The 22,338-nt window shown below is 71.5% G+C and carries 20 protein-coding genes; 8 read left to right on the forward strand and 12 right to left on the reverse strand.

Annotated features, from left to right (window positions below; translation table 11 throughout):
* Positions 1-138: 138 nt before the first annotated feature.
* The 7 genes from H1226_RS25510 to H1226_RS25540 all read right to left on the reverse strand — a co-directional run bounded on the left by H1226_RS25510 (position 139) and on the right by H1226_RS25540 (position 7,754).
* Complete coding sequence (locus H1226_RS25510; protein ID WP_258343497.1) at positions 139-312, reverse strand: hypothetical protein; 174 nt, start codon at positions 310-312, stop codon at positions 139-141.
* Positions 313-695: 383 nt separating this feature from the next.
* Positions 696-920 (reverse strand): hypothetical protein, encoded by a 225-nt coding sequence (locus H1226_RS25515; RefSeq protein ID WP_224963029.1) that lies wholly within the window; start codon positions 918-920, stop codon positions 696-698.
* A 20-nt stretch (positions 921-940) separates the two neighbouring features.
* Positions 941-1,423 (reverse strand): hypothetical protein, encoded by a 483-nt coding sequence (locus H1226_RS25520; protein ID WP_258343499.1) that lies wholly within the window; start codon positions 1,421-1,423, stop codon positions 941-943.
* Between the two features lie 897 nt (positions 1,424-2,320).
* Positions 2,321-2,965, reverse strand: coding sequence for a GTP-binding protein (locus H1226_RS25525; protein ID WP_224961919.1), 645 nt, complete (start codon positions 2,963-2,965; stop codon positions 2,321-2,323).
* Positions 2,946-3,344 carry a DUF742 domain-containing protein gene (locus tag H1226_RS25530; protein WP_258343501.1) on the reverse strand — a complete coding sequence of 133 codons (399 nt, stop codon included), beginning with the start codon at positions 3,342-3,344 and terminating at the stop codon, positions 2,946-2,948. Before H1226_RS25530 ends, H1226_RS25525 begins: the two co-directional genes overlap by 20 nt.
* A gap of 427 nt (positions 3,345-3,771) precedes the next feature.
* A complete protein-coding gene (locus H1226_RS25535; protein ID WP_224961914.1) occupies positions 3,772-4,218 on the reverse strand; it encodes a roadblock/LC7 domain-containing protein in 447 nt (148 codons plus the stop codon).
* 170 nt (positions 4,219-4,388) lie between these two features.
* Positions 4,389-7,754, reverse strand: a complete 3,366-nt coding sequence (locus H1226_RS25540) for a sensor histidine kinase (protein ID WP_258343504.1) — start codon at positions 7,752-7,754, stop codon at positions 4,389-4,391.
* A 727-nt stretch (positions 7,755-8,481) separates the two neighbouring features.
* Between H1226_RS25540 and H1226_RS25545 the strand changes: the two genes are divergently transcribed.
* From H1226_RS25545 to H1226_RS25555, 3 genes are all read left to right on the forward strand, one after another.
* The gene (locus H1226_RS25545; protein ID WP_258343505.1) at positions 8,482-8,928 is read left to right on the forward strand and encodes a DUF485 domain-containing protein; all 447 of its coding nucleotides are present in this window, start codon (positions 8,482-8,484) and stop codon (positions 8,926-8,928) included.
* Positions 8,925-10,553: a solute symporter family protein gene (locus H1226_RS25550; protein WP_224961907.1), complete on the forward strand. Its 1,629-nt coding sequence runs from the start codon at positions 8,925-8,927 to the stop codon at positions 10,551-10,553. Before H1226_RS25545 ends, H1226_RS25550 begins: the two co-directional genes overlap by 4 nt.
* A 677-nt stretch (positions 10,554-11,230) precedes the next feature.
* Entirely contained in the window at positions 11,231-11,593 is a 363-nt protein-coding gene (locus H1226_RS25555) for an SH3 domain-containing protein (protein WP_258343506.1), read from the forward strand.
* A gap of 21 nt (positions 11,594-11,614) precedes the next feature.
* On the opposite strand, the gene H1226_RS25560 is transcribed toward H1226_RS25555, so the two are convergent.
* On the reverse strand, positions 11,615-13,270 hold the full coding sequence (locus H1226_RS25560) for an FAD-binding dehydrogenase (RefSeq protein WP_258343507.1): 1,656 nt from the start codon (positions 13,268-13,270) through the stop codon (positions 11,615-11,617).
* A 246-nt stretch (positions 13,271-13,516) separates the two neighbouring features.
* Here H1226_RS25560 and H1226_RS25565 point away from each other — a divergent pair, with 246 nt between their 5' ends.
* From H1226_RS25565 to H1226_RS25585, 5 genes are all read left to right on the forward strand, one after another.
* The gene (locus H1226_RS25565) at positions 13,517-14,545 is read left to right on the forward strand and encodes an NAD(P)-dependent alcohol dehydrogenase (RefSeq protein ID WP_258343508.1); all 1,029 of its coding nucleotides are present in this window, start codon (positions 13,517-13,519) and stop codon (positions 14,543-14,545) included.
* Positions 14,546-14,569: 24 nt separating this feature from the next.
* Positions 14,570-15,622 carry an amidohydrolase family protein gene (locus tag H1226_RS25570; protein ID WP_258343509.1) on the forward strand — a complete coding sequence of 351 codons (1,053 nt, stop codon included), beginning with the start codon at positions 14,570-14,572 and terminating at the stop codon, positions 15,620-15,622.
* Positions 15,619-16,329 (forward strand): iron-sulfur cluster assembly protein, encoded by a 711-nt coding sequence (locus H1226_RS25575; RefSeq protein ID WP_258343512.1) that lies wholly within the window; start codon positions 15,619-15,621, stop codon positions 16,327-16,329. Before H1226_RS25570 ends, H1226_RS25575 begins: the two co-directional genes overlap by 4 nt.
* Positions 16,330-16,334: 5 nt before the next feature.
* The gene (locus tag H1226_RS25580; protein WP_258343513.1) at positions 16,335-17,156 is read left to right on the forward strand and encodes an IclR family transcriptional regulator; all 822 of its coding nucleotides are present in this window, start codon (positions 16,335-16,337) and stop codon (positions 17,154-17,156) included.
* A gap of 187 nt (positions 17,157-17,343) precedes the next feature.
* Positions 17,344-17,769: a peptidase inhibitor family I36 protein gene (locus H1226_RS25585; protein ID WP_258343514.1), complete on the forward strand. Its 426-nt coding sequence runs from the start codon at positions 17,344-17,346 to the stop codon at positions 17,767-17,769.
* On the opposite strand, the gene H1226_RS25590 is transcribed toward H1226_RS25585, so the two are convergent.
* The 4 genes from H1226_RS25590 to H1226_RS25605 are packed head-to-tail and all read right to left on the reverse strand — an operon-like array spanning position 17,761 to position 22,216.
* A complete protein-coding gene (locus H1226_RS25590) occupies positions 17,761-19,077 on the reverse strand; it encodes a glycosyltransferase family 4 protein (RefSeq protein WP_258343516.1) in 1,317 nt (438 codons plus the stop codon). The two genes, H1226_RS25585 and H1226_RS25590, sit on opposite strands and share 9 nt — an antisense overlap.
* Positions 19,074-20,036: an alpha/beta fold hydrolase gene (locus H1226_RS25595; protein ID WP_258343518.1), complete on the reverse strand. Its 963-nt coding sequence runs from the start codon at positions 20,034-20,036 to the stop codon at positions 19,074-19,076. Before H1226_RS25595 ends, H1226_RS25590 begins: the two co-directional genes overlap by 4 nt.
* A gap of 9 nt (positions 20,037-20,045) precedes the next feature.
* Complete coding sequence (locus tag H1226_RS25600; RefSeq protein ID WP_224963114.1) at positions 20,046-21,284, reverse strand: glycosyltransferase; 1,239 nt, start codon at positions 21,282-21,284, stop codon at positions 20,046-20,048.
* Complete coding sequence (locus H1226_RS25605; protein WP_258343519.1) at positions 21,281-22,216, reverse strand: DMT family protein; 936 nt, start codon at positions 22,214-22,216, stop codon at positions 21,281-21,283. The genes H1226_RS25600 and H1226_RS25605 overlap by 4 nt, the downstream gene beginning before the upstream one ends.
* Between the last annotated feature and the right edge of the window lie 122 nt (positions 22,217-22,338).

The raw sequence follows: 22,338 nt of genomic DNA on the forward strand, positions 1-22,338 counted from the left end.
CCTCACGGTAGTGGACCGCGGACGTCAGGCGAACGGGTAGCCGGTGACCGGTTCGCTCCGGTCCCCGCGGTCCGGGTTCCCCGCCCGGACGCGGAAATCCGGCCGGTGCCGCGGTGGGCACCGGCCGGATCGGTCCGGTCACAGGACGTGCCGCGCCCCGGCGCCGAGGCCCCGGCAGGTCCAGCACTCCTCCGCGACGGCGGGTGCCGGGTCGGCCGGATCGGGGTCGAGCAGGCCCGTTCCCGAGCAGTCCGGGCACCAGGACCACTCGGCGGGCAGTTCCGCGGTGGGCGCGGGCGGCAGGACGTTCACCGCGCACCTCCTGTTCCGCCGGGCGTCGCGCGCGATTCCGGCTGCGTGGGCGGGACTTCCGGTGCGGAGGCCCCGCCCACCGGTCTACCCCGCGCGCTCCGACCGGCGGGGTCGCGCGGGTAACGGCTCGCGAAATTCCGGGGGAGCCGCCGCCGCGCGGGAGTTCCCTGGTGGTGCGCGCGCCCCGCCGGCGCCACGTCCGGGTTCGCCGCGCGCTCCCGCGGTCGTCCGACGCGGTCGCGAGCGCGGCGCCCACCCCGTTCCGCCGTCGCGCCGGGCGGTGCGAGCGGCCGGGCGCGCGGTGCGCGATCCGGCCCGGAACCGGCGGCGCGGAATCGACCGCGCACTCCAGGCCGGAATGCGCTGTGCGACGAGCGGCGCATTCATCGCACGCCACGTCCCGCGTTGACCCTGATCCACTTGCGGGCCTGCACCCGCACGTCCTGGTCGTCTATCCAGTCGATGCCGACCTGCACGCAATCGACGAGGTTGTCGTCGCTGTGCGAACCGCGCGCGTCCCCGCGGTGCACGGTGATCATTCCGGAGCCGCGCCCCCAGCGGAACGTGTAGGACTCGCGCGCGGAGATCCGTTCGAAGTGCCAGGTCATCGGTAAGTCCTTCTTCACGTTCATCGGCCACCTCCCAGGTGGCGGGAACCGCGCGGGGCGCCCGATCGTGGCCCGCACCCGCCGCAGCGCGGTTGCGGAATGCGGGAGAGCACGTCCGGCGGCGAATTCGGATCGAGTGCGCCACCGCGCGGTCGCCGCAGGCGCGGAATGCCGAAGTGCACCGGGAATCCGGAAACCGGGGATCCGCGAGCCCCGTGGGCGGGGAGCGCCAGCAACGCCTGCACCACCTCGTCCACCGGCCCGTCCCGCCGCCACAGCGCGGGAGGATCGGGGAGTTCCAGGTCGGAAAGCCGGTACCGGGCGGCGACCGCGTCATCGGCCGCATGGGCCAGGAACGTGTCCATCACCCCGTTCTCCACGCGGAATCCCTGCAGCACGAACTCGTCGTCCCGCCCGGTCGGCAGGTACCGGAATCGAAAACCCTCGTGGACGCTGGCTCGAATCGCCGCCAAGTGCGAATGGAAGAGCGCGTCGAAGTCCACAGTGGCCACCTTTCATCAGATCGCCTTGCATGACTGGGAAAACCACCTGGCACGACGGAATCCGCCGACCAAGAAGATCTTGGTCGCGCAGTCGGTCCCGCGCGTTTCAAGTGATCTTGAGAAGTGGAAGTAGTCGACCACTGGCCGCTATAAAAGAATGCTAGCCGCACGATAACGATGCGCGCACTCTTTCAATTGGGTGAATGTCCGAAGGCCCGAACCGAACCGACTTCCGCTCTTTCGTCCACAGCGGACGGTATTCCACGAGTGCGCCAACCAGCCCGAATCGGTACCGAGCCACTTGAAAAGTCCCGGCATGGCAGCGAAAACGCGATCACGCCGTTCGGCGGCACCTGTCGCCCAGCCGCACCGCCCCGGGCGGTGCGCCACCGCGCACCGCAGCTCGGCGCCGAAGATCCACTGATCAAGGTGGACAGTCCCGCCGCACCACCGCCCCGCGAACCGGGAAAACCGCGCTGCGACGGGGTTTTCCACCGCCGACCGCAGGACGCCACCCGACCCCGGCCGCACCCCGCCCGCCGCACACCCGCGCGCCGGCTCCCCGCCAGGGCCGCCGATCGCGCCACCGGGCGGACACCGCGCACCGCTCCCCCGACCGGCACCACCGGACCCGGTACCCGCCGTTCCCCGGAACCCGCGCCGAACCTCCCGGGCCGCCCCAGCACCCCCGAGAACCCGCCTGAGATCCCCGCAGCCGCCCGGAAACCCGCCCCCGCCGACCTTTCATCCCCCGCACAACAGCGAGCGCGCCGCAGAGCGGTCATCCGCTCCGCAGGCGCGCTCGCCCACTTGCTCGATCGAGTTGTACGGCCCACCACCCGCGATCCGGCCGGGGAGTTCCCCGTCACCGGCGCGCGGACCGGTCCGCCGCGGGACTCACCGCGCGATCTGCTGGCCGCCCGGTTGTCCCTGCTGCTGCCAGTGCCGCATCGCGTGCTGCACCAAGGCGATCAGCGCCTGCTTGGTGGACTGCTGGTCCCGGGCGTCGCACGGTCCGATCGGCACGTGCGGCCCGATCGCCATCGCCTCCCGGATCTCCTCCATGCGGTGCTGCAGTTCGCCGTTGAAGCAGTTCACCGCGATCAGGTAGGGCAGCCCGCGGTCTTCGAAGAAGTCCACTGCGGAGAACGAATCCGCCAGCCTCCGGGTGTCGACCAGCACCACCGCGCCGATCGCGCCCTTGACCAGGTCATCCCACATGAACCAGAAGCGCTGCTGCCCGGGCGTGCCGAACAGGTACAGGATCAGGTCCGAATCCAGCGAGATGCGGCCGAAGTCCATCGCGACCGTGGTGCTTCTCTTGTCCGGTGTGGCCGCGAGGTCGTCCACGCCCGCGCTGGCCTCCGTCATCACCGCCTCGGTGGTCAGCGGGACGATCTCGGAGACGGAGCCGACGAACGTCGTCTTGCCGACACCGAATCCGCCCGCGACGACGATCTTCGCCGAGGTCGTGGCACCGCGCTGGGGGGCGACCGGCCCCCGAGCGCCTCCTTGGGGAGCTCTATAGCCGACGGAGTCCACTCAATACCCTTTCCATCAACAACAGGTGTGGTGCGCTACCGCTTTCGGTCACCGTCTGGTGCACGGTGACCATCCCCAGTTCCGCCATGTCGGCCAGCAACACCCTAGCCACCCCGATCGGAACGGAGAGCAGCGCTCCGACTTCGGCCACCGACCTGGGATGCCGGCACATTTCAGCGATCGACTCGTGTTCCATCCGCCCCGCCGAGCCAGGCCGGTAGGCCTCGCTCGTGGACACGAGCGTCTCCATTTGCAGCTCGTAGTTCGACCTGGTCCGGCCACCGGTCCAGGTGTACGAGCGGATGGCCGCGGGAACCTCGGCCTGCGGCTCCGGTTCTCGCTCCGGTGCGCCGAACGCCCCCCTGGACTGTTCCGGCACCGGTTCACCACCCCCCGCTTCCGGTCGGCCCGCGGGCTGCCCCCCGACGGTCCACGGAGCCGATCCCGCCGTCCCCGAACCGGGTTCCGGGGACCCGCCCCAGTCCGCGTCCGGTTCGCGGTACGTCGGGCCTTGCGTTTCCCACTCCAGCGGGGTTTCGAACGGATCGCGCCGGTCGAACGGATCCGCTGGAGGCCGGGCGGTGGGCCGCCGGGAGTGCGGCTGCCCCGACTGGGGTTGCGGTGCACCCGCGTCTCCCGGGCCCTGCTCGGCGGCCGAGTCCTCCGCCTGGTCCGCCTTCTTCCGGCGCCCGCGCCTGCCGCGGCCGCTGTCGAAGGTGAACCCGTTCATCACGTCGGCGAAGGTGTTCTCGTCCGGCTCGTCCCGTCTTCGGTCCTGCTCGCCGAACTCCGGATCGCTCATCGCGTCACCTCACCGCGGCCGGGCGGGAGAACGGATTCCTCGCGCCCTGCAGCTGGTGCCGCAGCTCCGGGGTGAGCATCTGGCCGACGCGTTCCACCAGCATCGCCATCTCGTAAGCGATCAGGCCCATGTCGCACTGCGGCGCCGCCAGCGCCGTCAGGCAGGAACCGTCGCTGATGCCCATCTGGATCAGCGTGCCGTACTGCATCTCCACGATGGTCTCGGTGACCTCGCCCGCTTCGAAGCACTTCGCGGCACCGTTGGTCAGGCTCAGCAGACCGGACGAGACCGCGGCGAGCTGTTCCGCGCGGTCCTGCGGCAGGTTCGCCGAAGCGGTCAGCAGCAGTCCGTCCGCGGACACCACGATCGCGTGCGCCACGCCGGCGACGCGCTGGGTGAAGTCCGTCACCAGCCACCCGAACCGCCGGGACATCGTCTCCTGGGGAGTCATGCAACCTCCTGGCTTGTGGTCGTGGAATCGCCGAGGTCTGTCCGAACGACTCCGTGTTGCCGAATCGGTGGAACCGGACGCGGTCCGCCGCGCCCTCAGTGGCCTGGCTAGCGCTCCTTCTTCCGGTGGGGACCATCGACGACGACGTTCGAGTTCCGCACGCGCCCTCCCTACGACTCGTCCGGCGCCCGGTGCCTGCCGCGCTCGACACCGGATTGGAAGCTGGACAACCTGCCGCGCAGCGCGCTCGCGTCCCGTTCGGGGCGCTGGCCCTCCGGCCTGCTCGGACCGGCCTGCGCGCTGCCCGGGGCCAGCTGCGCCTTGGGGGTGCGGCGGGGCAACCCGGACTCGGTGAACGAGGTGGGGCTGAGGTTCGTGACGGCTTCGGCCTGGCGCCAGGACTCGTCGGTCGCGAAGGTCCAGCCGCCGTTCCCGTTCCCGTTCGCCGCCGGGGTTTCGTCGTCGGCGATCCGGCTGGAGCTCCCGGCCGGCAGGTCCGGGCCGTCCGCCTGCGCGGGGCCCGGGTCGGAACCGTCCTGCGACGACGAGGTCATGGCGCCGTTCCTCCCGAAACGCAGGCCGCCCTGCAGGTCGGCCAGTCTGCGGCTCAGCTCCTGCGGGCTGCGCTCCGCCGGGGAACCCGCGGCGGGGGCCGCGTCCGCGCGGTCCTGGTCGAGCTCGCCGATGCCGAGCGGGTCGTGCTCGTCGACGTGCACCACCGGTTCCTCGGCGGGGCCGCTGCCGTTCCGCCGCGGGAGGCCGGAGTCGGTGAAGCCGGGTTCCGGGGCGTCGACGGCCTCCGCGGCCTTCGCCTCGGCTTCGGCCTCCGCCGCGGAATCCGCGGTGAACGACCAGGAACCGCTGTCCATGATGGACGTCGCCTGCTCGTCACCGGGCCATTCCCGGCGCGCCTCCTGCTCGCGGGAGTACTCGTCGAGGTCCTCGTCCGTGATGGGCTGGAACCACTGGGTAGAGACCTCTTCGAAGATCGGCGACGAGGCGTCGTCCGCGGCGGCCGGGGCGTCCTCCGGCGCCGGCGGCCACGCCAGGTCCGAGGAGGTCCAGTCCGCGGCGAAGTCGTGCGAGTCGGCCTGCTCCGGAATGTCCACCGGGGTGAACAGGCTGCCGAGGTCGCCCGCGGGCTCCTGCTGCGAGGGGCCGACGAGGCCGGCCGCCGGTTCCCGCTTCGGCAGCGGGGAGTTCGACGCGCCGCCGGGCGTGAGGAAGCCGGTGTTGAACGTGTTCCGCTCGCCGTCCGGTTCCGCCGTGCTGAACCCGGTCTCCGCCGGGTCGGCGCCGCCGGGACCGACCGGGTCCGCGGTGCCGAAGCCGGTGCTGAACCCGGTCTCGGCAGCGAACCCGGTCTCGGCAGCGAATCCGGTGCCCGTGCTGAAGCCGGTCTCGCCCTCCGCCGTGCTGAACCCGGTCTCGGCGGTGCTGAACCCGGTCTCGCCGCCCGCGCTCCACACGAACCCGGTGTCGTCGTGCTGCGCACCGTCGAGGGCGGACGTCATCGGCTGCGGGCCGGTCCCGAAGGAACCGGAGGTCGGCATGTCGTGGTGCGCCACGCCGTTGCGCTGCCCGCCCATCGCGGGCGTCGGCTGCTGCGGGACGGACGCGCCCGCCACCACGTGCTCGGCGGGGATGTTCACAGTGGCCCGCACACCGTCCACATCGGGGCCGCCGTGCAGCTGCACGGTGACGCCGTGGCGCAGTGCCAGCCGGGAGACCACGAACAGGCCCATCCGGCGCGAGGTCGCCAGGTCGTTCTCGTCGACCCGGGACAGCCGCTCGTTGGCGGCGGCCAGCTCCTGGTCGCCCATGCCGATGCCCTCGTCGAGCACGTCCACGGTGATCGACCCGTCGCCTGCCTGGTAGCTGGAGACGGTGACCGAGGTGTCGGGCGCGGAGAAGTTCGCCGCGTTGTCCATCAGCTCGGCCATCAGCCGCACCAGGTCGCTGGCCGCGTGGCCCAGCAGCCGCACCTGCGGCGGCGGCTGCACGACGACCCGCGGGTACTGCTCGATCTCGGAGACGGCGGCGCGCAGCATGTCGCCGAGCTCGGTGGGCCGGACGAACCGCCGGGCCAGGTCGCTGCCGGAGAGCACCATCAGGTTCTCGTTGTTGCGGCGCATCCGGGTCGCGAGGTGGTCGAGCTGGAACAGCCTGGACAGCTGGTCCGGGTCCTCCTCGTCCTGCTCCAGCTGCTCGAACAGCCGCAGCTGGCGTTCCAGCAGGCCCTGGCTCCGGCGGGAGACGCCGACGAACGATTCGCTGTAGCCGTGCCGCAGCGAGGCCTGCTCGGCGGCGAGCCGCAGCGCCTGCGCCTGCACCTCGTCGAAGGCGCGCGCCACCTGGCCGACCTCTTCGGTCGTCCGGACCGGCAGCGGCCGCAGCTCGCGGGCCTCCTCACCGGACCGGATGCCCGCGACGGCGTCCGGCAGCCCGTGCTGGGCGGCGTCGAGCGCGCCCTGCCGGAGCAGGCGCAGCGAGCCGATCAGCTGGCGGGTGATCGTGGTGATCACCGCGGCGGCGATGATGAGCGAGGCCAGCAGCAGCGCCGAGTCCCAGCCCGCCGCGTTGCCCGCGTCCTCGCGGAGTTCGCTCGCCCTGGCGCGGACCTCGTCGGCGAGGTCGTTGTGGCCGTCGTCGATGAGCCCGACCACCTGGTCGGAGATGTCGTTCCACTGGGCCGCGGTCACCGGCAGCTCGCCACCGCTCATCCCGGCCATCAGGACCTGGGTGAGCATCGCGTTGCGCTGCACGATCTCCGGGCCCTGCGTGGTCGCGTCCAGCCGCTCCTGCCAGTGCCGGGCGACGGTGGCGCGGGCGTCGGCGATCTTGGAGACGAGCCGGGCGCGAGAGCCCTGCAGCGCGTCGCCGGACTGCGGCGCCAGCTGGCCCTGGGAGAGTCCGCTGAGCACCCAGGCCTGCTGGAGCCGGACCTCTTCCATCATGGCGAGCATGTCCTGCAGCGCCGATGCGGTGGCGGCCAGCGTCGGCTCGGACACGGTGCTGGTGAGCGCGCGGTCCAGGGACAGCACCGAGGTGATGGCGGCGCTGTAGGCGTTGATGGTGTCGGGGGTGGACAGCGATTCGCGGCGGACCGCTTCGCGCGCGCCGTCGAGCTGTTCGAGCGCGGTGTGCACTTCGTGGTGGCGGTCGTCGACGATCTGGCCGTAGTCGATCTCACCGGGACCGGCGGAGTGCCCGATCTCCTCGTCGACGGCGGCGAAGGCGGCGTCCACTTCGGCGACCCGCCGGTCCAGCTCCTCGGCGTTGTTGATCAGAACGGCGGCGTTGCGCTCGTTCTGCAGCGCGGCGACGAGGGGTTCGACCTTCTGCGCGCCGTCCAGCACGTGCGCGACGCGCTCGTACTCGTTGGCCTGGTCGACCTGCCAGCGGATCTGGGAGATGCCGAGGCCGACCGCGAAGATCACCGGGACCAGCACGACCGCGGCGAACTTGACCGAGAGGCTCCAGTTCCGCCACTGGCCTAACCGTGCCCGCTCGCGCGGGGGAGTCGACGCCGTCACGAGCACCACCTCGGCGTCGGCCGGTCGGTCCCGCTTAGCAGGCGACCTCTTTCGAGTGAACTTGGCGTCGGGGAACGGCGCATGCGTGTGATCCCGCAATCGTCGTCTGGGTTGTCGGGGGGAAAGCGGTCCGGCGGCGGGCAGGCTCGCAGTCGGCGGGGCGAACTTCCAGCACAGAACCGTATCGGTGCGGTGGCTCCAGCGAGACCGAGCGTTACCGAACCGATCGCTACGGGCTGTGCCGGGACTGACGGCATTCCGGACACGGACACCTAACCGGGGCGAAGGAAGAGGAGGCGGTCTGCTTTCGGGTGCCTGCACTATAAACCCTGCCCCCGGGAAACAGCGGAGGGCGTTTTCGGCGCAATCGACTCCGAGCAACACCGCACGTCACGTCTTCCGGGGACGGCTCCGCACCTACCGGAACGAGGAATTTTTCACTGCGCGGAAGCAGGTTCACCTCCGGACGATCGCTGTCGGCGCTCCCGGAAAACCTTCGCCGCCGCGAGCAGCCGTGTGGTCGAGGTTCAACCGGACGTGTCACGGGACGCCTGAGGCACCCCACGTTCATCACTCTTCGTGATCGACTCGTCATCCTGTGTGGCGACATCTCTTCCCAATTGCGGCAGAGAGGTGGTTAACTTCGCCGCCGCTGAGCTTCGACATCGCATCCACCGGGTCCCCCGAGTTCCGACCGACCCGAACAGAGAACTTCCGGGAAGGAAGCATGAGCGACGCCACTCAAACCGCAATACGCGCTTACCCGCAGCACCGGGCGCGGAGGCAAACCCCGAAACCCTTCGCCGGAATCGAGCGCAGCACCGACATCACGCTACGAACCGGTCCGGATTACCCGGCCATCGCGTCCAGCGCCGAATTCCACGACCTGCGCCGGAAGGTGATCAGGTTCGTATTTCCGATGACCGCGTTATTCCTCGTCTGGTACCTCGGCTACGTCCTGCTCGCCGCCTATCAGACCGAGCTGATGGCCCGCCCCGTGCTCGGATTGATCAACATCGGGTTGCTGCTCGGAATCGGGCAGTTCGTGTCCACGGTGCTCATCACCACCGCCTACGTCCGCTTCGCCGAACGCTCCGTCGACCCCCTCGTCGAAGAGCTGCGCGCCGAAGTGGACGCCTCCACCGCACCGGCCGCGGACGGTGACCGGCGATGAACCACCCCCTCCCCGCCGTCGCGCAGGACTCCCCGGGCGGCTCGCTGCTGCCCGCCGACGGGCCCGCGGTCAACACGGCGATCTTCGCCGGGTTCGTGCTGCTCACGCTGTTCCTCGTCTACCGGGTCAGCAGCCGCCGCAGCACCACCGCCGACTACTTCGCCGCGGGCGGCTCGTTCACCGGCGCGCAGAACGGCATCGCGCTCTCCGGCGACTTCCTCTCCGCCGCCTCGTTCCTCGGCATCGCCGGGGCGATCGCGGTGCACGGCTACGACGGCTTCCTGTACTCCATCGGATTCCTGGTCGCCTGGCTGATCAACCTGCTGCTCATCGCCGAGCGGATGCGCAACACCGGCCGGTTCACCATGGGCGACGTGCTCAGCTTCCGGATGCGCAAGCGCCCGGTCCGCGCCGCGGCCGCCGTCTCCACGCTGGCCATCACCTTCGTCTACATGATCGCGCAGATGGCCGGAGCCGGCGGGCTCGTGGCCCTGCTGCTCGACGTGCACGGCGCGGGCGGCCAGGCGATCGTCATCGCCGTCGTCGGCGTCGTCATGGTGCTGTACGTGCTGGTCGGCGGCATGAAGGGCACCACGTGGGTGCAGATCGTGAAGGCCGCGCTGCTGTTCCTCTGCGTCGGGATGATGACGATCTTCCTGATCGGGAAGTTCGGCTACGACCCGTCGAAGCTGCTGGTCCACGCCGCCGAGAACAACCCGAACGGCCGGGACATCTTCGCGCCGGGCGTGCAGTACGGGCTGTCCTCGATGACCAGGTTGGACTTCGTCTCGCTGTCGCTGGCCCTGGTGCTCGGCGTCGGCGGGCTGCCGCACGTGCTGATGCGCTTCTACACGGTGCCGAACGCGAAGGAGGCCCGCCGCTCGGTCGTGTGGGCGGTGTGGACGATGTCCGCGTTCTACCTGTGCACCCTGATCATCGGGTTCGGCGCGGCGGCGCTGGTCGGCACCCCGACCATCCTCGACGCCCCCGGCGGGGAGAACTCGGCGGCCCCGCTGCTGGCCTACCAGGTGGGCGGCACGTTCCTGCTGGGCATCGTGGCCGCGGTCGCGTTCGCGACCATCCTCGCGGTGGTCGCCGGGCTCACCCTGACCGCGTCGGCCTCGTTCGCCCACGACATCTACGCGAACCTGATCCGGGACGGCAACGCCGACTCCGGCCAGGTCGTGCGGGTCGCGCGGTACACGGCGCTGGCCATCGGCGGGGTGTCGATCCTGGGCGGCATCGCCGTCAACGGGCAGAACATCGCGTTCCTGGTGGGGCTGGCGTTCGCGTTCGCGGCCTCGGCGAACCTGTCCACGCTGCTGTACTCGCTGTTCTGGCGGCGGTTCAACACCTCGGGAACCTTGTGGGGGATCTACAGCGGACTGGTGTCCTGCCTGGTGCTGGTCGTGCTGTCCCCGGTGGTCTCCGGCTCGCCGGACTCCATCTTCCCCGGGGTGGACTTCGCGCTGTTCCCGCTGCGCAACCCGGGCATCGTGTCCATCCCGATCTCGTTCCTGTTCGCCGCGATCGGCACGCTGTTCAGCGAGGAGACGCCCGATGAGGACCGGCGGGCCGAGATGGAGGTCCGCTCGCTGACCGGGATCGGCGCGGGCAAGGGCTGACCCGCTCCCGCGGGCGTCCGGAGGTGCGGCTCCGGGCGCGTCCGAGCCGGCCCGGACGGCGCCGCTTTCCCCCGGAGCGGTCGTCAGGAGCCCGTCCGGGGTTCGAATCCGACGCATTCCGCGACCGGCAGCCCCGGATAGCGCGGAATCCGCTCATCCCATCCGGCTCGGGTGCACCGCATGTACGTGACGCCTCGTCGCGTGCGGTTCAGCGAGGGGTGCTCGCAGTACCGGCACAACCCGGCGGGAACGGCCAAACCGTCCCAGGGATCCGCGTCGTCCATCGTTTCCTCCGGTCCGCTCCGGCTCGGCGGCACGGTTCCGCGTCGGCCCGCGGCGGGCTCGCCGGAATGCCGCCGCGCTCGGCGGGAAGCTTAACCGCCACCGCGATGTGGTCACTCAGCGGTGAACCTGACGATTCAGTTCACCGCATCGTGGACACTGGCGAAGTAATCGTGATCGCTCACCGCTGTCCTAGCGCGAATTCTTTTCGGAGTTCGGCAGGCGTCGGCGCATTCCCCGAAGCACACGATCGGACACTCCCGGCGAACCCTCCGCGGCCGATAAGATGAACGGCGCGTTGATTGGTTCGGCTACGGGGGAAACGTCGGAACGATCTCTTCGCGAAACTCCCGGCCGGGAGCGTTCGGCCCGGCGCGGGAGCCAGGGGGAAAATCATGCACACGATCCGGAACGCCGTGCTGGCGGGAGTCGCCGCACTGGTGCTGCAAGTGCACGGCCTGGGGGCCGGAGTCGCGCACTTCGTCTTCGAATTCGGCCAGCGGCTCGCCGAGCTGAGCCGGGACGCCGGTCCCGACCGCGCCGAGGACTTCCGCGTGCCGGGGGTGAACCTGCGGGCCGGTCCCGGCACGTCGTCGGTGGTGGTGGGCGTCGGCAACCCGGGCGATCGGGTGGTGCAGCGCCGGGAGGTCGAGGGCGAGCGGGTGACCTGCCCGGACGGCCGCACGCGGCACACCTGGGCGCAGGTGCTGGACCGGCGCACCCGGGTCACCGGCTACGTCAGCTCCTGCTTCCTGTGACCGCCGCGGGGACCGGGCCGGTCAGGCGGTGGCCCGCGCGGCCGCCCGCCCGGCGGCGCGCCCGGAGAACAGGCAGCCGCCGAGGAAGGTCCCCTCCAGCGAGCGGTACCCGTGCATGCCACCGCCGCCGAACCCGGCCACCTCACCGGCCGCGTACAGCCCCGGCAGCGGCGAGCCGCCCGCGCCGATGACCCGCGCGTCCAGGTCCGTCTCGACCCCGCCGAGGGTCTTGCGGGTCAGCAGCGACAGCCGGACCGCCACCAGCGGACCCGCCGCCGGGTCCAGCAACCGGTGCGGCGGGGCGACCCGCACCAGCCGGTCCACGCTGTAGTGCCGGGCGGCGCGGATCAGCGAGACCTGCGCGTCCTTGCCCAGCCCGGAGGTGACCTGCCGGTCCCGCGCCGCGATGTCCCGCTCCAGCCGCTCGGCGTCGATCAGGTCCGCGCCGGTCAGCTCGTTCATGCCGCGCACCAGCTCCGGCAGTGTGCGCCGGGTGACGAAGTCGGCGCCGCGCTTGACGAACTCGGCGACCGGGCCCGGCGTCACCTCCCCGCCGCGGGCGAGCACCTCGGCGACGCTGCGGCCGGTGAGGTCGGGGTTCTGCTCCGAACCGGACAGCGCGAACTCGCGGCTGATGATGCGCCGGTTGAGCACGAACCAGGTGTGGTCGTGGCCGGTGGAGCCGATGTGCGCCAGGGTCGCCAGGGTGTCCGCACCGGGGAACAGCGGCGGCGGCAGCCTGCGGCCGAGCGCGTCGATCCAGAACGAGGACGGTCCCGGCAGGATGCGGATGCCGTGGTCGGTCCACACCGGATCGTAGTTGCGGATTCCTTCGGTGTAGTGCCACATCCGGTCGGAGTTGATGATGCGGCCACCGGTGTCGCCGACGACCTCCAGCATCCGCCCGTCCACGTGGTCGGGCACCCCGGCGATCATCTTCTCCGGGGCGGGTCCGAGCCGCGCGGGCCAGTTCCGCCGCACCAGGTCCAGGTTCGCGCCGATGCCGCCGGAGGTGACCACGACGGCCTGCGCGCGCAGGTCGAACTCGCCGATCGCGGTGCGGGAGCTGCGCTGGCCGCGGGACACCCCGCTGGCTTCCAGCACCTCGCCGCGCACCCCGTCCACGGCACCGCCGGTGGTGGTCAGCCCGGTGACCCGGTGCCGGAAGCGCAGCTCCACCCGGCCGCGCTCCTCGGCGGCGCGCACGCGGCGCAGGAACGGCTCCAGCACGCCGGGCCCGGTCCCCCAGGTGATGTGGAAGCGGGGCACCGAGTTGCCGTGCCCGGTGGCCAGCGATCCGCCGCGCTCGGCCCACTGCACCAGCGGGAACAGCGACAGCCCCTGCTGCCGCAGCCAGGACCGCTTCTCCCCGGCGGCGAAGTCCACGTAGGCCTCGGCCCAGCGGCGCGGCCAGTGGTCGTCGGCGCGGTCGAACCCGGCGGTGCCCTGCCAGTCCTGCCAGGCCAGCTCGCGGGAGTCGCGCACGCCGAGCCTGCGCTGCTCCGGGGAGTCCACCAGGAACAGGCCGCCGAAGGACCAGTGCGCCTGCCCGCCCAGCGAGGCCTCGGGTTCCTGGTCGAGCAGCAGCACGCGGCGGCCGGCGTCGGCCAGCTCGGCGGTCGCGACCAGTCCGGCCAGTCCGGCACCCACCACGATGACATCGGCGTCGAACGCCACCAGCGACTCCTCTGCTCACCCGGTCGGAAGCTCTGCGAACTATAGGCCGCCGCGCCATCCCCGACACCAGTCCGCGGGCGACCGCTCCCGCGTTCGGCGGTGGACGTTGGGCTGAACCGCTCAAGGACCTGCCGCCACCAGGTGGCGGACATGCGGTTATCAGCATCTGACAACGCCTCTTCCACGTCGCGGGACGTTCCGGCCAGCCTGTGAACCAGGACACAGCTCAACGGAGAGGAGTCCGTGTTGCGAGCGGTCAGAGTGCACGCCTACGGCGAGAGACCCGTGGTCGAATCGGTTCCCGATCCGGCCGTGCGGGAACCGCTGGACGTGCTGGTCGAAGTCGGGGCGGCGGGCGTGTGCCGCACCGACCTGCACATCATCGAAGGGCAGTGGGCCGACAAGAGCGGCGTCGCGCTGCCCTACGTCATCGGGCACGAGAACGCGGGAACGGTCCGCGAGGTCGGCAGCGCCGTGAGCAACGTGCGGCCCGGTGACAAGGTCATCCTGCACCCGCTGGTCACCTGCGGCCTGTGCCGTCCCTGCCGCGGTGGGGACGACGTGCACTGCGAGAACTCGCTGTTCCCCGGCATCGACACCGACGGGGGCATGGCGGAGCTGCTGCGCACGAACGCCCGCTCGGTCGTCAAGCTGGACGACGGGCTGGAACCCGCCGAGGTGGCCGCGCTCGCCGACGCCGGGCTCACCGCCTACCACGCGGTGCGCAAGGCGGTGCCGCTGCTGCACCCGGGCGCGCACGTGGTGGTGATCGGCGCGGGCGGGCTCGGCCACATCGGGTTGCAGTCCCTGGTCGCGCTGACCCCGGCCGAGATCACCGTGGTGGACCGCTCGCCGGAGGCGCTGCGGCTGGCCGAGCAGCTCGGCGCGCACCACGCCGTCCGGGCCGACGGCGGGCAGGTCGACGCGGTCCGGGACATCACCGGCGGGAAGGGCGCCGAGGTGGTGCTCGACTTCGTCGGCGAGAACGGCACCGAGGCGGACGGGATCGCGATGACCCGCGACGCCGGTTCGTACTTCGTCATCGGCTACGGCGGCCGGCTCGACGTGCCCACCATCGACGTCATCTCCCGCGAGATCAACGTGGTCGGCAACCTCGTCGGCTCGTACCTCGACCTCGACGAGCTGATGACGCTCACCGCGCAGGGCAAGGTCTCGCTGCGCACCCGCACCTACCCGCTCGACGCCGCGCTGGACGCGCTCGACGACCTCGACTCGGGTCGCATCCCCGGCGGCCGCGCCATCCTCGTCCCCTGACCCGCCCCACCACGGAGGTTCGCCATGTATGAGAAGGACGGAACGAAGTACTTCATCGTCGACAGCCACATCCACGCGTGGGACGGGACGCCGGCCAACCAGGCCAACCGCTACGGCGAGGGCTTCCTGAACTGCTTCTTCGACTACCACCGGAACCTGAGCCCGGAGTCGGAGATCTGGACGCACGAGCAGTTCCAGAAGCAGAGCGAGGAGAAGATCCTCCACGACCTGTTCGAGGTCGGGTACGTCGACAAGGCCATCTTCCAGCCGACCTACCTCACCGACTTCTTCGTCAACGGCTTCAACACCACCGAGCAGGACGGTGCGCTCGCCGAGAAGCACCCGGACAAGTTCATCGTGAACGGCGGCTGGGACCCGCGGGACGGCGAGGCCGGGCTGGGCGCGCTGGAACGGCTGGCGGAGCGCTGGCAGCTCAAGGGCACCAAGCTCTACACCGCGGAGTGGAAGGGCGAGTCCAAGGGCTGGAAGCTGACCGACCCGTGGTCGTACCGGTACCTGGAGAAGTGCCAGGAGCTGGGCATCCGCAACATCCACATCCACAAGGGACCGACGATCTACCCGCTGAACCGGGACGCGTTCGACGTGGCCGACGTCGACGACGTGGCCTCGGCGTTCCCGGAGCTGAACTTCATCGTGGAGCACGTCGGGCTGCCGCGGCTGGAGGACTTCTGCTGGATCGCCACCCAGGAGCCCAACGTCTACGGCGGACTCGCGGTGGCCATGGCGTTCATGCACCACCGGCCGCGCTACTTCGCCCAGATCATCGGTGAGCTGCTGTTCTGGCTGGACGAGAACCGGATCACCTTCTCCAGCGACTACGCGATCTGGACGCCGAAGTGGCTGGTGGAGCAGTTCGTGGACTTCCAGATCCCGGAGGACATGCAGGACGAGTACGGGGTGCTGACCACCGACGTCAAGCGCAAGATCCTCGGCCTGAACGCGGCGCGGCTCTACGACATCGAGGTGCCCGCGGAGATGCGCGCCGCGGAACCCGAGGTCCCGGCCGGCCGCGAACCGGTCGCCTCCGAGCTGAACCAGGAGGTGCTGTCGTCATGACCACGGCCGTGAACCTGGAGACCGAGGTGTGGCGGGCGCTGGACGCGGTGCTCGACCCGGAGCTGGACCAGCCGGTCACCGACCTGGAGTTCGTGTCGCGGGTGGCGGTGGACCGCTCGGACGTGCAGGTCGACCTGCGGCTGCCCACGTACTTCTGCGCGCCGAACTTCGCCTATTTGATGGTCGCCGACGCGCACGACGCGGTGGCGGAGCTGCCGTGGGTGCGGCGGGTGCGGGTGCGGTTGCTGGACCACTTCGCGTCCGAGGAGATCAACGCGGGCGTCGCGGCCGGGGACGGTTTCGACGCCGCGTTCCCCGGGCTGGCGGCCGGTGAGCTGGAGGAGCTGCGCACCACGTTCCTGCGCAAGGCGCACCTGGCCTACCAGGAGCAGGTGGCCCAGCAGCTGCTGCGCTCGGGCACCGGGCTGGAGCAGCTGGTGCAGGTGCGGCTCGGCAACCTGCCGCCGAGCCAGGCGCTGGACCGGCTGCGCAGGCGGCGGGACCAGCTGGGCCTGCCGTCCGGGCCGGACGCCCCGCTGCTGGTCGACGACGACGGCGCACCCGTGCCCGTCGAAGGGCTGTCCGCGCGGTTGCGGTTCGCCCGCACCACGCGGGTCAGCATCGAGGGCAACGCCGGCTGGTGTCGTGGCCTGCTCGACACCCGGTACGGGCCCGGCGGGGGAACCGCCCGGCCTGGCCTACATTGAGGAGCATGGACGCGCTGCCCACCGGCGGACGGAATCCGCAGCACAACGGCGCCAAGGCGCCGGCGGGGACGTTGCAGTCGGTGGGCCGCGCACTGCGCGTGCTGGAGGCGATCGCGGCCTCCCCGTGCGGGGTGAGCGCCAAGTCCCTCGCCGCCCAGCTCGACCTGACGTTGCCGACGACGTACCACCTGCTGACGACGCTGGTGGAGGCCGGGCACGTGGTGCACCTGACCGACCAGAAGGTGTTCGCGCTGGGCTACAAGGCCCGCTTCCTCGGGCAGGCCCTGTCCCGGCAGCTCGCGGTGCCGCCGGAGATCGCCGCGGCGATCCGCCGGTTGCACCAGCACGCGGACGCCGCCGCGTACTACGCGATCTACCGGGACACCGAGGTGGTCATCGCGCACGTGGAGGACTCCGACCGGCGTCCTCGGGTGCAGCCGTTGGACGTGGGGTTCCACCAGGCCTCGCACGCCACGGCCTTCGGCAAGATCATGCTGGCGGCGATGGAGCAGCAGCAGCGGGCGCGGTACCTGGAGCAGGCCGGGATGACGCCGTGCACGCCGTCGACGATCCGCACCCGGGAGGCGCTGGAGGAGCACCTCTCGCACGTGCGGCAGTCGCAGATCGCCTTGGAGATCGCGGAGTTCCAGCCGGGGCTGGCGTGCATGGCCTCGCCGGTGTTCGACCCGGCGGGCTGCGTGACCGCGTCGGTGGCGATCTCGCTGCCGATCGCGGAGTTCCGCGCCCGGCGGTGGGCGGTCGAGCGCGCGGTGCGGCAGGGCGCGGTGCGGGTGACCCGCGCGCTGGTGAGCCGGCCGCGCGGCTGAACCGGGTTCTCCGGTCTGCCGCCGCCACTTCGCGGCGGCAGACCGGAAATCCACTCGGTCGGGGTGTATCCAGCTGAAGTGCTGGCGCTCGCACCACGGTTTCGGGAATCTGGATCTAGTCCGGGCCACGTCTTGGGCCGACAGGACACCTCTTCCGAATTCCCCTTGCTGTGAAAGGAGATCCAGCATGTCCGCTGCCGCCACCACGATCTCGGAACCGCGTCGCCGAACTCGTCCACTGTGGACCAGAGGGCGCTCCGCGCTGATCCCGTTGCTGGCGCTGGGCATCGCGCTGGGCGGCCTCGGCGGAGCCGCGAACGCGGGTCCCGCGACACCGGTCCCCTGCCAGGACGGCGCGTTCTGCGCCTACCCGCACGTCGAACTCCAGGGCGAACCACACCGCGCCGAACTGCGCGCGACCGCCGTGGAGGAGTGCGTCGCGCTCCCGGCCGAGCCCGAGGTGAAGTCCTTCGCCAACCAGACCGGGAAGCCCGTCACGGTGTACCAGGACCCGGACTGCGACACGCACGCGGACTTCGCCACCTACCCGTCCGGTTCGCGCGCGCCGCGGTCCGACTACGTGCCGCGAGCGATCAAGATCTGGTCACGCTGATCCGGCGTCGGCGGGCGCACCGCCCGCCGACCCGGCCGTTCCCGCCGCGCCCGGCACCAGCACGCGCAGCAGCCGCCGGGCCGAGCTCTCCCAGGTGAACCGAGCGGCCTGCTCGCAGCCGCCGCGCACCAGTTCGGCGCGCTGCTCGGGATCGTCCACCTCGCGCACCGCCGCGACGAAGGCCGCGACGTCTCCGACCGGGAAGAACCGGGCGTGACCACCCGTCACCTCGCGGAAGATCTCCAGATCGCTGCACACGACAGGAGTTCCGGCATGCATCGCCTCGATGATCGGCAACCCGAAGCCCTCGTCCCGCGAGGCCGTCACCAGCGCCGCCGCCCCGCGCAGCAGCGTCCGGTAGGCGTCCTCGTCGATGCCGTTCCAGAACACCACGTCCGAACCGGGCGGCACCTGGGCGCGCAGCTCCGCCTCCCGGGCGGGGGCGATGCGGCTCAGCAGGTGCAGGCGGTACCCGGGCAGCGATCCCATCCCCGCGATCAGCGTCTCGACGTCCTTGTAGGGCATGAACGAACCCATGTAGACCAGTTCGCGGACCTGCCCGGCGGGGGCCTGCTCGGCGTCGACGGGCTCCGGCAGGCCGGACGGCGCGTTCGGCACCACCGTCACCGGCCGCCGGGTCAGGCGGTGGCGCCGGATGAGCCGCGCGGTCGTCTCGCTGACCGTGACGACCGCGTCCGCCCGGTTCAGCAGCAGCCGCTGCGGCCAGTAGGCGCGGTGGTACAGCCGCCAGATCACCCGCACCGGCAGCGGCAGGAAACCGGGCGGTTCCGGGTGCCGGTAGTAGATGAGGTCGTGCAGCGTGAGCACCAGGCGGTAGCGTCGGCCGAACCCGCCGATCACCTGCATCGGGCTGAACACCACGTCCGCGCCCAGCGCGTGCAGCCTGCTCGCCAGGGACAGCTCCCGCATCGAGAACGGGCTGTTGATCTTGATGTGCGGCACTTCCGCCGGCAGCAGCGCGAGCTGGCGCCGGTCGTTGATCAGCATCGTCACCGGGTGCAGGGCGTGCAGCGCGCGGATCAGCTCCGCACCGAACCGGCTGATGCCGTCGTGCGCGTCGGTGCGCGTCCAGCGGGCGTCCACGAACACCCGCGCGGGCCGCCCACCGCCCGCGGGGAGCTCCCCGTCCCCGTCCGCCGGATCGCGGGACTCGTCGGGGCCCGGCGTACCGGCGGTCCCGGCGTGTCCGGCGTGTCCGGTGGGTTCCGCGGTTCCGGCCGGTTCGGTGGTTCCCGTCGGCTCGTGCGGCTCGTGCGGCTCGATCGGATCGGTCGGCCGGGCGCTCAAGACTCCCCCAAGAAGCGGTCGATCGCGTGCGCGGCGGCGGCCGGCGTCTCGTAGTGCACGAGGTGCCCGACGCCGGGGATCACCACCAGCTCGGCATCCGGCAGGCCCGCGAGGAGCTCGCGCTGCCCGGCCAGCGGTGCGATGTCGTCGGACTCCCCCGCGATCAGCAGCGTCGGCAGCGTCAGCGACGCGCTGTGGTCGGCCACCGTGCCGGTCACCGAGGCCTCGTAGGTCTCGGCGAGCAGCGCCGGGCTGTGGAAGCGGGAGAAGTGGCGCTGGTGGCTGTCGTGCACGAACCGGCGCACCTCCGGGTCGCGGGTCCGCAGCATCGCCAGTCCGGTGCCCCACACCACCAGCCGGTTGGCCAGCAGCGCCCGCCCCAGCCGCGACGGCAACGCGGTGCCCAGGGCGTAGTACAGCGAAGTCAGCCGGGACAGCACGACCCGCGGCCCCCGCAGCGCGGGCGTCGAGATCGGGTTGACCAGCACCAGCCGCTCCACCAACTCCGGACCACGGGAGACGACGTGCGCAGCCACCATCGAACCGAAGGAATGCCCGAGCAGCACCACCGGCCGGTCCCGGCCGCCGAGGTGCTCGATGAGCTCGATGATCGCGTCGGCGTAGCCGGGCACGTCGTGCGCGCGCCCGGTCATCGGCCCGGAGTCGCCGAACCCCGGCAGGTCCGGGACGACGACGGTGCGACCACCGCCCAGCCGCGCCACGATCGGCTCCAGCCCGTGGTGGGTGCCGCGCAGTCCGTGCACCATCACGATCAGCCGGTCCGCTTCCTCGTCCGCCGAGGTCTCCGGCGGCTCCGAGGCCTCCGGCGCCTCGTCCGGAGCGCTCGACCGGTAGGTCCAGAAGTGCAGGCCCGAACCCTGGATCCGCACCACCTGCGATTCCGGCCGCAGCTCCTGCTCGTGCGCCGCGGTGCCCGGTGCCGGTGTTCTGCTGCTCATGGTGGCTCCTCAGCTGGCCAGCTCGGCGGGCAGCTCGACGGGTGTCACCCCGTCGTCGTGCGCGAGCGCGTGCCGGTAGATCGATTCGAAGCGGGCCAGCACCGCGTCGATGTCGTGCTTGCTGCTCACCAGCCGCTCCCCGGCGGCGCCCATCCGGTCGATGGTGGCGCGGTCCGCGAGCACGTCGTCGATGGCGTGCGCCAGGGCGTGCACGTCCCGCGGCCGGTACAGCCAGCCGTTCTCCCCCGCCTCGACCAGGTGCGGCAACGCCATCGCGTCCGCCAGCACCACCGGGGTGATCGCGGACATCGCCTCCATCGTGGCGAGGCTCTGCAGCTCGGCGATGCTCGGCATGCAGAACAGGTCCGCCCTGGCGTAGGCGTCGAGCAGCTCCTCCTCGTCGACCAGGCCCGCGAAGTGCACCCGGTCCGAGATGCCGAGCTCCGCCGCCAGCTCGCCCAGCGGTTCGCGGCAGCTGCCGTCGCCGACGATCTCCAGGCGGGTCGGGTGCTCGGTCTTGAGCAGCGCCATCGCCCGCAGCAGGTCGTCGATGTGCTTCTCCTCGTCGAGCCTGCCGACGAACAGGACGGTGCGGGTCGCGGAGTCCGGGTCCTGCTTGCGCAGCTCCTGCGCCCGGCGCCGGTACCGCCCGACGTCGATGCCGCAGGACACCGGCACCGCCGGCCGGGAGAACCCGTTGTCCTGGAGCAGCTGCACCGCGCGCGGCGTGGGCGCGGTCACCAGCTGCGCCTTGCCGTAGTGCTTGATCAGGTTGTGCCAGAGCAACCGCGCGCCCGCCTTCTGCAGGGCCTTCGGGATGCGCACGTAGCCGAAGATGTTCTCCGGCATGAAGTGGTTGGTGGCGATGAGCCCGATGCCCTGGCGGCGCGCGGCGTTGATCAGGCCGCGGCCGATGAAGAAGTGCGACTGGACGTGCACGATGTCCGGCTGGATCTCGCGCAGCAACCGGTCGGCGACCGACGAGGCCTGCCACGGCGGGCACGCCCGGAACGTCGGGTGCGCCGGGGTCCGGTAGGACGCGACGCGGTGCACCGTCACGCCGTCCTCGACGCCGGTGCTCTCGTTGCGGTCCACCGAGTGGCAGATCACGTGCACGTCGTGGCCGCGGCGGGCCAGCCCGGTCGCGAGCCGGTGGCCGAAGTTCGCCGCACCGTTCACCTCGGGCGGGTACATCACCGCGCCGATCACGATGCGCAGCCGATCTCCGCCGAACGGTTGCGAAGTCAAGTTGAACTCCCGTCAGAACGTATCCGCCGAACGTCGGCGTCGCCGTCGCCGGTCACGGTTGCTTGCACTCGCCGATCTTGGGTGTCCGGATGGTGCCGCGCGAGCGCGAACACGCCTGCGCAGGCGATCACGGCGCACAGCAGCTCGCCGATCGCGGTCGCACCGTCCACGGCATCGGCCTCACCCAGCAGCCCGATGCCCAGGCCCACCGCCACGAGCGGGTCGATCACGGTCAGGCAGGCCACGACCAGGTCCGGGGGGCCGCTCGCGTAGCCGTGCTGCAGCAACCAGCCGCCCACCGCCATCGCCACCACGATCACGACCAGCGGCAGCGGGTTGATGCTCAGCAGCGGCGCGCTGCCGAACTGCTGGACCAGCGCCCGCACCAGCAGCGAGACCAGCCCGTAGGCGACGGCGCAGCCCGCCGCGTAGGCCATGCAGCGGATCTTCGACCTGGTGACCAGGCCGACCACGCCCAGCGCCAGCACCGTGCCCGCCACCAGCTGAGTGGCGAGCAGCTGGTCGTCCGGCATCACCGGGGTGGAGGTCGCGCTGCCCGCCGCGAGGAACACGAACGCCGCGACGCCACCGGTCGCGGCCAGCACCGAGAGCACCACGTGCACGTTGAGGTCGCGGGTGCGGATGCCCTGCTGGCGGGCGTTGAGCAGCACGGTGATCGGCAGCGCCAGCACGCCGACCGGCTGCACGACGCTCAGCGGCGCCAGCCCCAGCGCGCAGGCGTGCAGCAGCGCCCCGCTGCCCAGCGCCAGCAGCCCCAGCAGCCATCGCTGGTTGCGCAGCAGCCGCACCTGGCTGCGCACCTTCAAGCCGTCGTCGCCGATCGCGTCCTGCACCGCGCCGTGCTGCAACCGGGCGCCGACGGCGTAACCGCAGGCGCCCAGCGCGGCCAGCGCCACCGCGAGTGTGGTCACCGCGCACCCCGCTCCACGAAGCTCACCTGCCGGTCACCGGGCGCCGCGGACCTCGCCGGGCCCCGCCCGGCGCGGCCTGCGCGGTGCGCGACCGGGCGCGCACCACCGGTGACGACGCCCGC

The organism is Saccharopolyspora gregorii (assembly GCF_024734405.1).
In the GTDB taxonomy this organism is placed as follows: domain Bacteria; phylum Actinomycetota; class Actinomycetes; order Mycobacteriales; family Pseudonocardiaceae; genus Saccharopolyspora_C; species Saccharopolyspora_C gregorii.

Excerpts from the sequence above, each read along its gene's own strand:
- H1226_RS25535 (WP_224961914.1), bottom strand. The coding sequence starts at position 4,218 with ATGACTCCCCAGGAGACGATGTCCCGGCGGTTCGGGTGGCTGGTGACG.
- H1226_RS25550 (WP_224961907.1), top strand. The coding sequence starts at position 8,925 with ATGAACCACCCCCTCCCCGCCGTCGCGCAGGACTCCCCGGGCGGCTCG.
- H1226_RS25585 (WP_258343514.1), top strand. The coding sequence starts at position 17,344 with ATGTCCGCTGCCGCCACCACGATCTCGGAACCGCGTCGCCGAACTCGT.
- H1226_RS25515 (WP_224963029.1), bottom strand. The coding sequence starts at position 920 with ATGACCTGGCACTTCGAACGGATCTCCGCGCGCGAGTCCTACACGTTC.
- H1226_RS25575 (WP_258343512.1), top strand. The coding sequence starts at position 15,619 with ATGACCACGGCCGTGAACCTGGAGACCGAGGTGTGGCGGGCGCTGGAC.
- H1226_RS25570 (WP_258343509.1), top strand. The coding sequence starts at position 14,570 with ATGTATGAGAAGGACGGAACGAAGTACTTCATCGTCGACAGCCACATC.
- H1226_RS25595 (WP_258343518.1), bottom strand. The coding sequence starts at position 20,036 with ATGAGCAGCAGAACACCGGCACCGGGCACCGCGGCGCACGAGCAGGAG.
- H1226_RS25555 (WP_258343506.1), top strand. The coding sequence starts at position 11,231 with ATGCACACGATCCGGAACGCCGTGCTGGCGGGAGTCGCCGCACTGGTG.
- H1226_RS25580 (WP_258343513.1), top strand. The coding sequence starts at position 16,335 with ATGGACGCGCTGCCCACCGGCGGACGGAATCCGCAGCACAACGGCGCC.
- H1226_RS25545 (WP_258343505.1), top strand. The coding sequence starts at position 8,482 with ATGAGCGACGCCACTCAAACCGCAATACGCGCTTACCCGCAGCACCGG.